The sequence below is a fragment of the Streptomyces sp. BBFR102 genome, assembly GCF_051397025.1.
GTDB lineage: Bacteria > Actinomycetota > Actinomycetes > Streptomycetales > Streptomycetaceae > Streptomyces.
Genome location: NZ_CP195757.1, coordinates 2,354,150 through 2,369,066 on the forward strand (window position 1 = coordinate 2,354,150; position 14,917 = coordinate 2,369,066).

The following is a 14,917-nucleotide window of genomic DNA, read 5'->3' on the forward strand; positions in this document are numbered from 1 at the left end:
AGGCGTTCACGACCGGGCACCCTCCGGGGTCCGGGCGCGCACCCGGGACTGACTATGCTCTCGACATGCCCCTTCCCACGCCCGACGGCAAGTCCGGCCGGAACCCGCTGAGGATGCGCCTCTCCTGGGAATGGCTGACCCCCCGCAGACGCCAAGCCACCGCGCGCAGCGTGCTGGCGGGTGAGGCGAGCGCCGAGGCGGCCCGCAAGACCTCCCGGGCGCCGGAGGCGGCACTGGAGGCCGGGGCCACCGAAGTCACCGCCCCCGCCGGGGAGAAGCCGGCCGAGCCGGAGTTCCCGGTCGCCGGGGACGAACGCGCCGCCGCCTTCTTCGACCTGGACAACACGGTGATGCAGGGCGCCGCCCTCTTCCACTTCGGCCGCGGCCTGTACAAGCGGAAGTTCTTCGAGCGCCGCGAGCTGACCCGCTTCGCCTGGCAGCAGGCGTACTTCCGGATCGCGGGCACCGAGGACCCGGCGCACATGCAGGACGCCCGCGAGTCCGCCCTCTCCATCGTCAAGGGCCACCGGGTCGCCGAACTCATGTCGATCGGCGAGGAGATCTACGACGAGTACCTCGCCGGCCGCATCTGGTCCGGCACCCGCGCCCTGGCCCAGGCCCACCTCGACGCGGGCCAGCGGGTCTGGCTGGTGACGGCGGCGCCGGTGGAGACCGCGACCATCATCGCCCGCAGGCTCGGCCTGACCGGGGCGCTGGGCACCGTCGCCGAGTCGGTCGGCGGGGTCTACACCGGACGCCTGGTCGGCGAGCCGCTGCACGGCCCGGCCAAGGCCGAGGCGGTCCGGGCACTGGCCGCCGCCGAGGACCTGGACCTCGACCGCTGTGCCGCGTACAGCGACTCGCACAACGACATCCCGATGCTCTCGCTGGTCGGCCACCCCTACGCCATCAACCCCGACGCCAAGCTCCGCAAGCACGCCCGCGAGCACGACTGGCGGCTGCGGGACTACCGGACCGGGCGCAAGGCCGCCAAGATCGGCATCCCGGCCGCCGCAGGGGTCGGCGCGCTGGCCGGCGGCACCGCCGCCGCCGTCGCCATCCACCGCCGCCGCTCCTGACCGAGGCGCGCACAGGGCCGCCCTTCCGGAACTTCGGGGGCGGCCCTTCGGCGTACACGCCCCGTCCGCGCGCCCTTCGCGCCACCGCACGCCCCGGCCGGACCGACTACCCGACAAGACGGCGTTCTTACCCCGCCGCGCCCCACGGCACGCACATTCACCCGAGACGACCACAACACGTCCCTCGCACGGCCGAAATACGGACTCTTCCGATCAGCTGGCGATCACTCTGTGCCAAGCGAACAGACCGATAAGGGCCACGGAACCGTCGCAATCGGTGATTTGAGCAACTCGGTGTAGCGCCGCCTATACGAAGCGTTATTCTCCTCAGACGCAATTCCGGTGCCTCACACCGCCACATCGAGTGAACGGCGACGCACCGTACGTGATGGAAGCTCTGCCTCTGGGAGTCCCGTGTACCCACACGTCGGGGTTGACGCCTCGGGCCTGGCTACGCTGCGCGCGACGGTCGTAGACCGCCTGCGCAGCTTCGTCCCCACCGTTTACGCCGTCCCCGCCCTCGCCGCCCCCGCGCTCCCCTCGCCCGGGTCCGCCGGTTCCGCCTACGCCCTCGCCGAAAGCGGCGCCGCCGTCGGCAGACGGGGCCGCACCGGCTCCGCCCGCCGCGGCGGAGGCACCACCACGGCCCGCCGTCCCGCGGCCGACAGCGACAGCGCCCGCATGATGGAGCTGGTCGAACGCGCCCAGGACGGGGAGGCCGAGGCGTTCGGCAAGCTGTACGACCAGTACAGCGACACCGTCTACCGCTACATCTACTACCGGGTGGGCGGGAAGGCCACCGCCGAGGACCTGACCAGCGAGACCTTCCTGCGCGCCCTGCGCAGGATCGGCACCTTCACCTGGCAGGGCCGCGACTTCGGCGCCTGGCTGGTCACCATCGCCCGCAACCTGGTCGCCGACCACTTCAAGTCGAGCCGCTTCCGCCTCGAAGTCACCACCGGCGAGATGCTCGACGCCAACGAGGTCGAACGCAGTCCGGAGGACTCCGTCCTGGAGTCCCTCTCCAACGCCGCCCTCCTCGACGCCGTCCGACGCCTCAACCCCCAGCAGCAGGAATGCGTCACGCTCCGATTCCTCCAGGGCCTGTCGGTCGCCGAGACCGCACGCGTCATGGGGAAGAACGAGGGCGCGATCAAAACCCTCCAGTACCGGGCGGTCCGCACCCTGGCCCGCCTGCTCCCGGACGACGCCCGCTGACCGTTCCCGCACCACCGTCCCGCCCGTCCCGCGCCCAGGTTCGCCGTCCGCCGACCGCCACGCACCGTGCCCGTCAACTGGCCGTGCGTGGCTGTTCGCTGGGTTCCGCGGACCGATCGCGGCAGTTCCGTAACCACCGGGCCGGGCCAGTCGTTGGGGGGATTGCAGACTTCCCCCGGATGCGCTTCAGCAGCCCCGCCCTCACTCGATCGGGTGGACGGCGCCGCGGTGCGGAACTCCCGGATCGCGCGGGAAGTCGACCGTCATGACGAGAGGAGGTGCCGCCCGTGATCGCGAATGTATCGGCACACCGGCGGGCGAACGCCTTCGCCCAGGCCCTGGAGGAGCAGACGCCCCCGGGCCAGGCGGCCGAGGCCCGGCCACCGGCGGCGTCCGGGGAGCAGCCCGGCGCGGCTCCCACGGAGCGCGTCGAGGAGAGCAGGATGCTCTCACTGGCAGCCGAGCTCGGCGAAGTGCCCAGACCCCAACTGGACCCCGAGGTGAGAACCGTCCAGCGCGCGCAGCTGGTCGCCGCGATGGAGGCGATGGCCGGCTCCGCCCCGGACCCTTCGGTGCCCGAGCAGCGTTCCGGCCGCCGCGCGCACCGGGCCAGCCCCCTGCGGAAACTCCGCCCCCGTTCCCGCCTCACCAAGGGCCTCGCCGCGGGCGGGCTCACGGTGGGCGTCGCCGCGGGAGCCTTCGGCGGCGTGGCCGCGGCCAGCTCCGACGCCCTCCCCGGTGACTCCCTCTACGGGCTGAAGCGCGGCATGGAGGACATCAAGCTCGGCATGGCCGGTGACGCGGCCGACCGAGGCGTGATCTACCTCGACCACGCCTCGACCCGGCTGAGTGAGGTCCGCCGACTGATGGAGCGCGGCCGCTCGGGCTCCCTGGACCACGAATCGCTCGCCGAGATCCGCCGGGCCCTGAGCGCCGTGCACCACGACGCCGGCCAGGGCCACCGGCTGCTCAGCGACGCGTACCAGGAGGGCGGTTCGCTCCAGCCGATCCAGCAGCTCTCCTCGTTCTCCCGTTCGCACCGGGCCACCTGGACCTCGCTGCGCGACCAGCTCCCGCCGACCCTGTTCGACGTGAGCGACCAGGTGAGCGAGGTCTTCGACGCCATGGAGGCAGCGGTCGAGCCGCTGCGCTCGCTGCTGCCCGGCGCTCCCGCCCAGGACGACCGGCCGGGCGGCTCCCCCGCTCCCGGCTCGGCCCCGCCCGCCGGGTCCGGCTCGGCGGACCCCGGCGAGCCGGACCCGTCCGGCTCGGCGGAGCGCGAGGGCGGCGGCCAGGGCGGCACCGGAGAGAAGGGCAGCCCGAAGCCGTCGGCCGGCGACGAGCAGGGCGAGGGCCTCCTCGGCGGCTCGACGGGCGGCCTGCTCGACCCGCCCCGGAGCGGTCAGGACACCCCCGCCCCCTCGCAGGAGCAGCGCGAGCCCGGTGCCGACCCGGACGTCACCCTCCCGCCCCTCCTCCCCGGCCTCCTCCCCGGCCTGGGTATCGACGCCGGCGACCGGGACTGACCGACCGGGCTCCGTGCGCCCGAAGGGCCCCACCGCGGTGGGGCCCTTCGGCGTGCTCCCGGACCCCACGAGGCGGGGAACAGCCCCGCCCTTGGTCTCCCCGGACGACCGACGGGCCCCGCTCACCACCGACGTCCCCGAGCCCCTTGCCCCTACCCCGCACCCGCACCCGCACCCGGCCGACCGACTCTGGCTGCGCCTGCTCGACCCGCCCGCCGCGCTGACCGCCCGCCTAACCGCCCGGACTGCGCTGACGCTGCGGGTGGCCGACCCGGCCGGTCACGTCGACGGGGTGTGGCTGCCGCGTACCGGCGACGACGTCTCGGCCGAGGTCACCCCGGCCGCCCTGCCCCTGGCCCGGCCACCCTCGCCTCGCTCCACCTCGGCGGCGAGCAGGCCGGCGGCGTCCGGGCTGGCCCCGGGCGCGGCCCGGCTCGCGGACGCCCTCTTGCGAACTTCCCGCCGAGCCCGGGTGCCCGGACCGCTCCTGAGGGCGGCGGGCGAACCTGGACTCAGAAGAAGACCGACCGCCGCCGCACCAGCAGCTTGTAGAGCGTGTGCTGGATCTGTTCCCGCACCTGGTCGGTGAGGTTGAACATGAGCATGGGGTCCTCGGCCGCCTCCGGCGGGTACCCGTCGGTGGGGATCGGCTCGCCGAACTGGATGGTCCACTTGGTCGGCAGCGGCAGCGCGCCGAGCGGCCCGAGCCACGGGAAGGTCGGCGTCAGCGGGAAGTACGGCAGCCCCAGCACCCGGGCGAGGGTGCGTGCGTTGCCGACCATCGGGTAGATCTCCTCGGCGCCCACGATGGAGCAGGGCACGATGGGCACGCCCGCGCGCAGCGCCGTCGAGACGAAGCCGCCCCGCCCGAACCGCTGGAGCTTGTACCGCTCGCCGAACGGCTTGCCGATCCCCTTGAACCCCTCCGGCATCACCCCGACGATCTCGCCCGCCCCCAGCAGCCGTTCGGCGTCCTCGGCGCAGGCGAGGGTGTGACCGGCCTTGCGGGCCACCTCGTTGACGACCGGCAGCCGGAAGACGAGGTCGGCGGCGAGCAGCCGCAGGCGGCGTTCGGCGGGGTGCAGGTCGTGCACGGCGACCTGGAGCATCAGCCCGTCCAGGGGCAGCGTCCCGGAGTGGTTGGCGACGATCAGGGCGCCGCCCTCGGCGGGGATGTTCTCGATGCCCTTCACCTCGACCCGGAAGTACTTCTCGTACACCGGGCGCAGCAGCGACATCAGGACCTGGTCGGTGAGTTCCTCGTCGTACCCGAACTCGTCGACCTCGTACTCGCCGGTGAGCCGGCGCCGCAGGAAGGCGAGGCCGCCCGCGATCCGCCGCTCCCAGCCGCCCTCGCCCCCGGCGGGCCCGGACTGCGGCACCCCGGCCGGCTCGGGCCGCGGCTGCTCCGGCAGCGGCCGTACGGGGGCCGGGGTGAGGGGGCGGCGACGGCGGGGCCGGTCGTCGTCGAAGGGGATGACCTTGGCGTCCGCCATGGTGCTCTGCTCCTTAGTCAGCGCTCGGTACGGGGTGCGCGGTGCCGGGTGCGCGGACGGCCTCGGCGACCTTGTCCACGGCGTGGGCCACGGCCTGCGGCGGGAGGGGTCCTTGGCCCCGGGCACGGGCGAAGTCGGCGAAGGTCTGCGCGGTGGTCCAGGCGGGGTGGAAGCCGAGGGTCTCCCGCATCTGGACGGTGGAGACGACCCGGCCGTGGGTGAGCAGCCGGATCTGCTCGCGGGAGAAGTCGGTCACGCCGACCGCCCGCAGCGCCACCCCGACCCAGGTGACCGCTGGCAGCAGCACGGGCACGGTGGGGCTGCCGAGCCGCCGGGCGCACTGGGAGAGCAGGACCACGCCGTCCCCGGCGATGTTGAAGGTGCCGCTGTTGAGCGTCCCGCGGGCGGGTTCCCCGGCGGCGACGCGCAGCACCTCCAGGCAGTCCTCCTCGTGGACGAACTGAAGGCGCGGGTCGTAACCGAGGACGGTCGGCAGCACCGGCAGCGAGAAGTACTCGGCGAGCGGGGTGCCGGCGCCGGGCCCGAGGATGTTGGCGAACCGCAGCACGCAGACGGCCACGTCCGGCCGCCGCCGCGCGAACCCGCGTACGTACCCCTCCACCTCGACGGCGTCCTTGGCGAAGCCGCCGCTGGGCAGCGCCTTGGCGGGGGTGGTCTCGGTGAAGACGGCCGGGTCGCGGGAGGCCGAACCGTAGACGTTGGTGGAGGACTTCACGACGAGCCGCCGCACGCTCGGCGCCTTCTGGCAGGCCCCGAGCAGTTGGAGCGTCCCGATGACGTTGGCCTCCTTGACGGAGGTCCGCCCCCCGCTGCCGAGCGGCGTCCCGGAGACGTCGAGGTGGACGACGGTGTCGACGCGGTGCTCGGCGAGCAGCCGCGCGATACCCGGCCTGCCGATGTCGGCCCGCACGAACTCGGCGTCCCCCAGTTGGTGCGCGGGCGCCACCGAGTCGACGGCGACGACCTTGTCGACCCCCTCCTCCCGCTGAACCCGCCGCACGAAGCGCCCGCTCAGCGGACGCGCGACCCCCGTGACGAGCACGACCCTGCCCAAGTCAGCGCCTGCCTTCCCCACTCGGCTGTGCCCCTGCCAACCCCTGCCACCTCACGGTAACGGCTCGGCGCCGCCCCAGGATGGCACCGGGCCGCCCAACGGCAGCCTCCCGGCCGGCCGGGACCCGGGGCCGGCGGCCCGGTCCGCAAAAGACCGAGGCCCTCCCGCCAACAGGCGGAAGGGCCTCGTAAAACACGCCGCTAGGCGCTTACTTCTTGTTGCGACGCTGCACACGCGTCCGCTTCAGCAGCTTGCGGTGCTTCTTCTTGGCCATCCGCTTACGCCGCTTCTTGATAACAGAGCCCACGACTACCCTCGCTCACTTCTCGGACAACCCCCGTGTTCACCGGGGGTCATTGGTGCGGGGCTGCATGGGCCCACACGACCTACGTCGGCTTAGCCTACCCGTCCCGAGCCCGAGCCTGTAATCGAGGTCCCGCGGACCGCGCCGTCAGGCCGTCTCCACCCCCACGTAGGAGTCGCGAAGGTACTCGTGAACCGCCTGTTCCGGGACGCGGAAGGACCTTCCGACCCGGATGGCGGGCAGATGACCGCTGTGCACCAGGCGGTACACGGTCATCTTGGACACGCGCATCACCGAGGCGACTTCCGCCACGGTCAGAAACTGGACCTCGTTGAGAGGCCGGTCAGCAGCAGCCATGTCACACCTGAACCTTCCGCACATGACGGGCACCGGCTTCCCCTCCGGTGACTCCTCGTCTCTGTGCGCTCACTCCCCAATGTAGGGGCGGGTGATGCGAGTGGGGAAGAGGAGCCCCTGCCGGGCTCCTACGGTGACAGACACGCCCGATTGAGTACATAGCGCGTCAGCGGCTCGTAGCAGGCAGACCGCACCCCGTCATCGAGCGGCACCGCCACCGCCACCCGCCCCTCGGCCTCCCCGACGAACGGCGCGGGGTCGTCGGTGTCGGCCGGCCCGATCGCCTCGAACCCCAGCTGACCAGCCCCGCAGGCCCAGCCGTGGTCCCCCACGACAAGCCCGGGCAGCGGCCCCCCGCGCTCGGCGGCCACCCCGAGCACCACGCGTACGGGCAGCGGCGAATGGCTGTGCGCGCCCGGCTCACAACCCGCTCCCGGGCCCGCGTCCGCTCTCACCAACGCGACGCCCTGTACGTAGTCGATCCGGTGTGTGCGTAGACCGAACCGGGTCGTTATGTCGACACTTCGACCCTGCGCCGGAGTGAGCACGTGCCCTCCCGCCGCCGAGACGGCCCGCGCCAAGGCGGCGTAGAAACCGAGGAGGCGGTGGGGGTGCCCGGTGCCGAAGAGGACGGGCCGTCCCTCGGCGACCGCCCCTCCGAGCCGCTCGGCGAACCGGTCGAGGGCCAGCAGGGTCCGGTCCGGGTCGACGGTGTCGGCGCCCTCGGTCCGGCGCGGGTCGGGCCAGACGCCGCACCGCCGCGCCATCAGCGCCAGCACGTCACGCTCGCGCCAGGCGCCGACCGGGTCGAGACCGAGCAGTACCCGGGGGTCGCGGGCGGCGAAGAGGCGGTAGCTGCGCAGGCTCGCCTCCCGGGTGGTCGCTACGGGCCCGGCGATCCCGGCGGCGAGCAGGTGCGCGCGCAGGGCGGCGCGGGAGGGCGACGGGGCCGGGGTGCGCGGAGGCGGCAGGAGGGACACGTACGCGATGCTGACCCATCGGGGCGCCTGGCAGCGTGGTTCGCCCCGAATCCCCCCGGTCGGCCCAGCGTTCGCGGGGCCGCGAGCGCCCCCGCCGAACACCGTTCTGCCGCGAGCGCCTTCTACGGCAGCAGCCCGCGCTGCGGGAACGCCGCCTTCCGAGTGGCCAGAATGGCCTGGTCGAGCCGGTCGGCCGGGTCGTAACCGCCCTGCCAGTCACGGTAGCTGACGGGCCAGCGGCCGTCGGTCATCCGCATCGGTCCGGGCTGCCGGGTGCGGGCGTAGACGAGTTGCCTCCACTCCTGCGGAATCATCGACTCCGGCGGGATGGGCTGCCCGGCGGCGACCGCCGCGAGGTGCGTCCAGGCGCGCGGGACGACGTCCACGACCGCGTACCCGCCGCCGCCGAGCGCCACCCAGCGGCCGTCGGCGTGGTCGTGCGCCAGGCCGTGGCAGGCGAGCTGCACGGCGCGCTGGGCGTCGAGGGAGATGGCGAAGTGGGCGAGCGGGTCCTCGAAGTGGGTGTCGGCGCCGTGCTGGGTGACCAGCACCTGCGGCCGGAACTCCGCCAGCAGTTCGGGCACCACGGCGTGGAAGGCCCGCAGCCACCCGGCGTCGCCGGTCCCGGCTGGCAGCGGCAGGTTGACGGAGCTGCCCTCGGCACCGGGCCCGCCGGTCTCCGAAGGCCAGCCGGTGTACGGGAAGAGGGTGCGCGGGTGCTCGTGCAGGGAGATGGTGAGGACCCGGGGGTCCTCCCAGAAGGCGGCCTCGACGCCGTCCCCGTGGTGCACGTCGGTGTCGACGTACGCGACGCGCTCGGCGCCCAGTTCCAGCAGCCGGGCGATGGCGAGGGCCGCGTCGTTGTAGACGCAGAAGCCGGAGGCGGCGCCGGGCATGGCGTGGTGCAGGCCGCCGGAGAAGTTCACGGCGTGCTCGGCCTCCCCGCGCCAGACCGCCTCGGCGGCGCCGACCGAGAGCCCGGCGATGGCCGCCGACGCCTCGTGCATCCCGGCGAACGCCGGATCGTCCTCGGTCCCCAGCCCGTACGACCCGTCCGCCGAGGCCGGATCGGCGGAGACGGCCTTGACCGCGTCCACGTAGTCCTGCCGGTGGACCAGCCGCAGCGTGGAGTCGCCGGCGGGTTTGGCCCCGGTGACCTTCACCTGCCGGTCGACGCCGTACGCCGAGATCAGCCCCCGGGTCAGCGCGAGCCGCACCGGGTCCATCGGATGGCGAGGACCGAAGTCATAGCCGGTGACCGCCTCGTCCCACATCAGCTGCGCGCGCCCGCTCATGTCCGTCACCGTACCGGCCGCCGGTTCCCTCGAACGAGCGGGCATACCCGACGGACACCAGAACCAGCGCCATCGGGACCAGCATCGCCCCCCGGTAGCCCCAGACGTCGCCGATCATGCCGACCAGCGGCGAACCGACGAGGAAACCCACGTAGTTGAAGACGTTGAGCCGGGCCACGGCCGCGTCCGACCCTGCCGGGCCGCCCTTCTCGAAGCCGATCCGCCCGGCCGCCGCGAAGGTCTGCGGCACCAGCACGCAGAGCCCGAGACCGAGCAGGGTGAAACCGGCCATCCCCGCCGGCACTCCGGGCGCACCCGCGACCAGCGCGAACCCGGCGGCGGCCAGCACCGCCCCGGCCCGCACCACGGCCGCCGCCCCGAACCGCCGCACCCCGAGGTCCCCGAGCGTCCGCCCGAGCAGCGTCATCACCATGTAGACGTTGTAGGGGACGGTCGCCGTCTGCTCCGAACTCCCCAGCACGTCCTGGAGGTACTTCGCGCTCCAGTTGGAAACGGTCGAGTCCCCGATGTACGCGAAACTCATCACCAGGCAGAACGGCAGCAGCACGGCGAACGCCACCCCGCGCCCGCTCCCCGTCCCGCCCGTCTCGCCGACGGGCCCGGCGACCGCGTCCACGTACCAGCGGCTCCCCACCAGCGCGAGCGGCAGCAGCACCCCGACCACGGGCGCGTACGACACCCCGAGCGCCCAACCGCCGTGCGCCCCGAGCCAGGCCAGCGAGGCCCCGGCGATCCCCCCGAGGCTGTACGCCGCGTGGAAGCCGAGCATGATCGACCGCCCGTGGGCCCGCTGGAGACTGACCCCGAGCATGTTCATCGAGGCGTCGAGCGCGCCCACCGCCAGGCCGAAGACGGCCAGCGCGAGAGCGACTTGGATCATTCCCCGACCGACTCCGACCGCCAGCAGCGCGAGGAGGACCACTGGCTGGGCCCACCGCAGGACGAGGCTGGGCGCGACCCTGCGGACGAGCCGCTCGGTGGCCACGCTGCCGACGCCGGCGAGCACCGGAACGGCGGCGAGGAAGGCGGGCAACTGGGCGTCGGGGATCCCGTACCGGTCCTGGATCGCCGGGATGCGGGTGACGAGCAGCGCGAACGCCACCCCTTGGACGAGGAAGCTGAACGCCAGGGACGCCCGCCCCCGCCGCATACGCGTGTCGGTCATGGCCGCAGAGCGTACGACCGCCGGCTACCCACCGGTATCCCTTTGCCCGGATCAGCCGGAACCCGTGACCAGCCTCGTCAACTCGGCCATGTCGGCGAAGAGTTCGGTGGCCCCCTCCAGCCGCTCGGCGGGCGTCATCGCGGTGAACCCGTACACATCCATCCCGGCCGCCCGTGCCGCCTCGACCCCGAGCGGACTGTCCTCGACCACGGCACACCGCCCTGGCGGCACCCCCATACGCTCGGCCGCGCGCAGGAAGAGGTCCGGCGCGGGCTTGCCCCGGCCGACGTCGTCCGCGCTGAAGACGGTTCCCTCGGGGAACCACGCGTCCAGACCGGCCTTCCGGTGCCCCACCCGGATGCGCTCATGGCTCCCGGAGGACGCCACGCAGTACGGCACACCCGCGGCCCGCAGCGCCATCAGTACCTCCACGACACCCCGTACGGGCTCCAGCTCCCGCCGGAACGCCTCGAAGACCCGCTCGTGGAACTCGGCGTCGAACTCCGCCGGGAGCCGTCGGCCCGACCGCTCCAGGACCAGGTCGTGGATGCGGTGCACGGCGCCGCCCATGTAGTCCCGCAACGAGTCCTCGTAGCTGGTGGGGTGGCCGAGTTCCGTCAGGTAGCCGGCGAGGATCGCGTTGGAGAGCGGCTCGCTGTCGACGAGCACTCCGTCGTTGTCGAAGACAACCAGGTCGTAGCGCATGGCCCGACCCTAATTCCCCACCAGGAAAAGCCCCTGAACGCAAAAATGCCTCGGACCCCGGGAACCTGTTTTCACAAGATTCCCAGGGCCCGAGGCCACAAATAGTTCGGCGGCGTCCTACTCTCCCACAGGGTCCCCCCTGCAGTACCATCGGCGCTGTGAGGCTTAGCTTCCGGGTTCGGAATGTAACCGGGCGTTTCCCTCACGCTATGACCACCGAAACACTACGAAACACACCAGCAACCACACCCACCCATACAGGGGGGCCTATGGTTGGTGTTCGTGGTTTCAGAACCAACACAGTGGACGCGAGCAACTGAGGACAAGCCCTCGGCCTATTAGTACCGGTCAACTCCACCCCTTACAGGGCTTCCATATCCGGCCTATCAACCCAGTCGTCTACTGGGAGCCTTACCCTCTCAAGGAGGTGGGAATACTCATCTCGAAGCAGGCTTCCCGCTTAGATGCTTTCAGCGGTTATCCCTCCCGAACGTAGCCAACCAGCCATGCCCTTGGCAGAACAACTGGCACACCAGAGGTTCGTCCGTCCCGGTCCTCTCGTACTAGGGACAGCCCTTCTCAATATTCCTACGCGCACAGCGGATAGGGACCGAACTGTCTCACGACGTTCTAAACCCAGCTCGCGTACCGCTTTAATGGGCGAACAGCCCAACCCTTGGGACCGACTCCAGCCCCAGGATGCGACGAGCCGACATCGAGGTGCCAAACCATCCCGTCGATATGGACTCTTGGGGAAGATCAGCCTGTTATCCCCGGGGTACCTTTTATCCGTTGAGCGACGGCGCTTCCACAAGCCACCGCCGGATCACTAGTCCCGACTTTCGTCCCTGCTCGACCCGTCGGTCTCACAGTCAAGCTCCCTTGTGCACTTACACTCAACACCTGATTACCAACCAGGCTGAGGGAACCTTTGGGCGCCTCCGTTACTCTTTAGGAGGCAACCGCCCCAGTTAAACTACCCATCAGACACTGTCCCTGATCCGGATCACGGACCCAGGTTAGACATCCAGCACGACCAGAGTGGTATTTCAACGACGACTCCACACACACTGGCGTGCATGCTTCACAGTCTCCCACCTATCCTACACAAGCCGAACCGAACACCAATATCAAACTGTAGTAAAGGTCCCGGGGTCTTTCCGTCCTGCTGCGCGAAACGAGCATCTTTACTCGTAATGCAATTTCACCGGGCCTATGGTTGAGACAGTCGAGAAGTCGTTACGCCATTCGTGCAGGTCGGAACTTACCCGACAAGGAATTTCGCTACCTTAGGATGGTTATAGTTACCACCGCCGTTTACTGGCGCTTAAGTTCTCAGCTTCGCCACACCGAAATGTGACTAACCGGTCCCCTTAACGTTCCAGCACCGGGCAGGCGTCAGTCCGTATACATCGCCTTACGGCTTCGCACGGACCTGTGTTTTTAGTAAACAGTCGCTTCTCGCTGGTCTCTGCGGCCACACCCAGCTCACCGAGAAAATCGGATCACCAGACATGGCCCCCCTTCTCCCGAAGTTACGGGGGCATTTTGCCGAGTTCCTTAACCATAGTTCACCCGAACGCCTCGGTATTCTCTACCTGACCACCTGAGTCGGTTTAGGGTACGGGCCGCCATGAAACTCGCTAGAGGCTTTTCTCGACAGCATAGGATCATCCACTTCACCACAATCGGCTCGGCATCAGGTCTCAGACACAAGCCAGGCGGATTTACCTACCTGACGTCCTACACCCTTACCCCGGGACAACCACCGCCCGGGATGGACTACCTTCCTGCGTCACCCCATCACTCACCTACTACCAGCTCGGGTCACCGGCTCCACCACTTTCCATCCCCCGAAGGGTCCGGAACGGCTTCACGGGCTTAGCATCACTGGATTCAATGTTTGACGCTTCACAGCGGGTACCGGAATATCAACCGGTTATCCATCGACTACGCCTGTCGGCCTCGCCTTAGGTCCCGACTTACCCTGGGCAGATCAGCTTGACCCAGGAACCCTTAGTCAATCGGCGCACACGTTTCTCACGTGTGAATCGCTACTCATGCCTGCATTCTCACTCGTGAACCGTCCACAACTCGCTTCCACGGCTGCTTCACCCGGCACACGACGCTCCCCTACCCATCACAGCCTCCGTTGGGAGTATTGCTGCAATGACACGACTTCGGCGGTACGCTTGAGCCCCGCTACATTGTCGGCGCGGAATCACTAGACCAGTGAGCTATTACGCACTCTTTCAAGGGTGGCTGCTTCTAAGCCAACCTCCTGGTTGTCTCTGCGACTCCACATCCTTTCCCACTTAGCGTACGCTTAGGGGCCTTAGTCGATGCTCTGGGCTGTTTCCCTCTCGACCATGGAGCTTATCCCCCACAGTCTCACTGCCGCGCTCTCACTTACCGGCATTCGGAGTTTGGCTAAGGTCAGTAACCCGGTAGGGCCCATCGCCTATCCAGTGCTCTACCTCCGGCAAGAAACACACGACGCTGCACCTAAATGCATTTCGGGGAGAACCAGCTATCACGGAGTTTGATTGGCCTTTCACCCCTAACCACAGGTCATCCCCCAGGTTTTCAACCCTGGTGGGTTCGGTCCTCCACGACCTCTTACAGCCGCTTCAACCTGCCCATGGCTAGATCACTCCGCTTCGGGTCTAGAGCGTGCAACTCAAACGCCCTATTCGGACTCGCTTTCGCTACGGCTTCCCCACACGGGTTAACCTCGCTACACACCGCTAACTCGCAGGCTCATTCTTCAAAAGGCACGCAGTCACGACGCACCGAGAAAACTCGATGCGCGACGCTCCCACGGCTTGTAGGCACACGGTTTCAGGTACTATTTCACTCCGCTCCCGCGGTACTTTTCACCATTCCCTCACGGTACTATCCGCTATCGGTCACCAGGGAATATTTAGGCTTAGCGGGTGGTCCCGCCAGATTCACACGGGATTTCTCGGGCCCCGTGCTACTTGGGTGTCTCTCAAACGAGCCGCTGATGTTTCGACTACGGGGGTCTTACCCTCTACGCCGGACCTTTCGCATGTCCTTCGCCTACATCAACGGTTTCTGACTCGTCCCACGGCCGGCAGACCGTAGAAGAGAGATCCCACAACCCCGCATGCGCAACCCCTGCCGGGTATCACACACATACGGTTTGGCCTCATCCAGTTTCGCTCGCCACTACTCCCGGAATCACGGTTGTTTTCTCTTCCTGCGGGTACTGAGATGTTTCACTTCCCCGCGTTCCCTCCACACTGCCTATGAGTTCAGCAGCGGGTGACAGCCCATGACGACTGCCGGGTTTCCCCATTCGGAAACCCCCGGATCAAAGCCTGGTTGACGACTCCCCGGGGACTATCGTGGCCTCCCACGTCCTTCATCGGTTCCTGGTGCCAAGGCATCCACCGTGCGCCCTTAAAAACTTGGCCACAGATGCTCGCGTCCACTGTGCAGTTCTCAAACAACGACCAACCACCCACCACCCCGAGACATACATCCCGAGTTCACTGGGGCCGGCACCGAAGAAACAGCCACAACATGGCCGCTCCCTCAGACACCCAACAGCGTGCCCGACACCCCCAACCCCAAGATCCGTTTTCCACGCCGAAGCAGTACTCACATCTCAAGCAGATTGACAGTGCCGAATAGTCAACGTTCCACCCATGAGCAACCAGCACCAGACAT

The 14,917-nt window shown here is 69.3% G+C and carries 11 protein-coding genes and 2 rRNA genes; 3 read left to right on the forward strand and 10 right to left on the reverse strand.

The window, feature by feature from the left end:
* Positions 1-113 precede the first annotated feature (113 nt).
* The 3 genes from ACSLIC_RS10670 to ACSLIC_RS10680 all read left to right on the forward strand — a co-directional run bounded on the left by ACSLIC_RS10670 (position 114) and on the right by ACSLIC_RS10680 (position 3,823).
* Positions 114-1,079 carry an HAD family hydrolase gene (locus tag ACSLIC_RS10670; RefSeq protein ID WP_436740337.1) on the forward strand — a complete coding sequence of 322 codons (966 nt, stop codon included), beginning with the start codon at positions 114-116 and terminating at the stop codon, positions 1,077-1,079.
* A 414-nt stretch (positions 1,080-1,493) separates the two neighbouring features.
* Positions 1,494-2,297, forward strand: coding sequence for an ECF subfamily RNA polymerase sigma factor, BldN family (locus tag ACSLIC_RS10675; protein WP_436737438.1), 804 nt, complete (start codon positions 1,494-1,496; stop codon positions 2,295-2,297).
* A gap of 287 nt (positions 2,298-2,584) precedes the next feature.
* Complete coding sequence (locus ACSLIC_RS10680; protein WP_436737439.1) at positions 2,585-3,823, forward strand: DUF5667 domain-containing protein; 1,239 nt, start codon at positions 2,585-2,587, stop codon at positions 3,821-3,823.
* A gap of 512 nt (positions 3,824-4,335) precedes the next feature.
* Here ACSLIC_RS10680 and ACSLIC_RS10685 read toward each other — a convergent pair.
* The 10 genes from ACSLIC_RS10685 to ACSLIC_RS10730 form a co-directional block, all read right to left on the reverse strand.
* Entirely contained in the window at positions 4,336-5,319 is a 984-nt protein-coding gene (locus ACSLIC_RS10685) for a lysophospholipid acyltransferase family protein (RefSeq protein ID WP_436737440.1), read from the reverse strand.
* A gap of 13 nt (positions 5,320-5,332) precedes the next feature.
* A complete protein-coding gene (locus ACSLIC_RS10690) occupies positions 5,333-6,394 on the reverse strand; it encodes an NAD-dependent epimerase/dehydratase family protein (RefSeq protein ID WP_436737441.1) in 1,062 nt (353 codons plus the stop codon).
* A 208-nt stretch (positions 6,395-6,602) separates the two neighbouring features.
* Complete coding sequence (locus ACSLIC_RS10695; RefSeq protein WP_003948845.1) at positions 6,603-6,701, reverse strand: 30S ribosomal protein bS22; 99 nt, start codon at positions 6,699-6,701, stop codon at positions 6,603-6,605.
* A gap of 144 nt (positions 6,702-6,845) precedes the next feature.
* Positions 6,846-7,055 (reverse strand): helix-turn-helix domain-containing protein, encoded by a 210-nt coding sequence (locus tag ACSLIC_RS10700; protein WP_003948846.1) that lies wholly within the window; start codon positions 7,053-7,055, stop codon positions 6,846-6,848.
* 128 nt (positions 7,056-7,183) lie between these two features.
* Positions 7,184-8,035 (reverse strand): phosphatase, encoded by an 852-nt coding sequence (locus tag ACSLIC_RS10705; protein ID WP_436737442.1) that lies wholly within the window; start codon positions 8,033-8,035, stop codon positions 7,184-7,186.
* A gap of 122 nt (positions 8,036-8,157) precedes the next feature.
* Positions 8,158-9,330 carry an acetoin utilization protein AcuC gene (locus ACSLIC_RS10710; protein WP_436737443.1) on the reverse strand — a complete coding sequence of 391 codons (1,173 nt, stop codon included), beginning with the start codon at positions 9,328-9,330 and terminating at the stop codon, positions 8,158-8,160.
* Positions 9,281-10,516 carry an MFS transporter gene (locus ACSLIC_RS10715; protein ID WP_436737444.1) on the reverse strand — a complete coding sequence of 412 codons (1,236 nt, stop codon included), beginning with the start codon at positions 10,514-10,516 and terminating at the stop codon, positions 9,281-9,283. Before ACSLIC_RS10715 ends, ACSLIC_RS10710 begins: the two co-directional genes overlap by 50 nt.
* 51 nt (positions 10,517-10,567) lie before the next feature.
* Positions 10,568-11,221, reverse strand: coding sequence for an HAD family hydrolase (locus ACSLIC_RS10720; RefSeq protein ID WP_436737445.1), 654 nt, complete (start codon positions 11,219-11,221; stop codon positions 10,568-10,570).
* Between the two features lie 104 nt (positions 11,222-11,325).
* Positions 11,326-11,442, reverse strand: a 5S ribosomal RNA gene (gene rrf / locus ACSLIC_RS10725).
* 97 nt (positions 11,443-11,539) lie between these two features.
* Positions 11,540-14,661: ribosomal RNA gene (locus ACSLIC_RS10730) — 23S ribosomal RNA — on the reverse strand.
* Between the last annotated feature and the right edge of the window lie 256 nt (positions 14,662-14,917).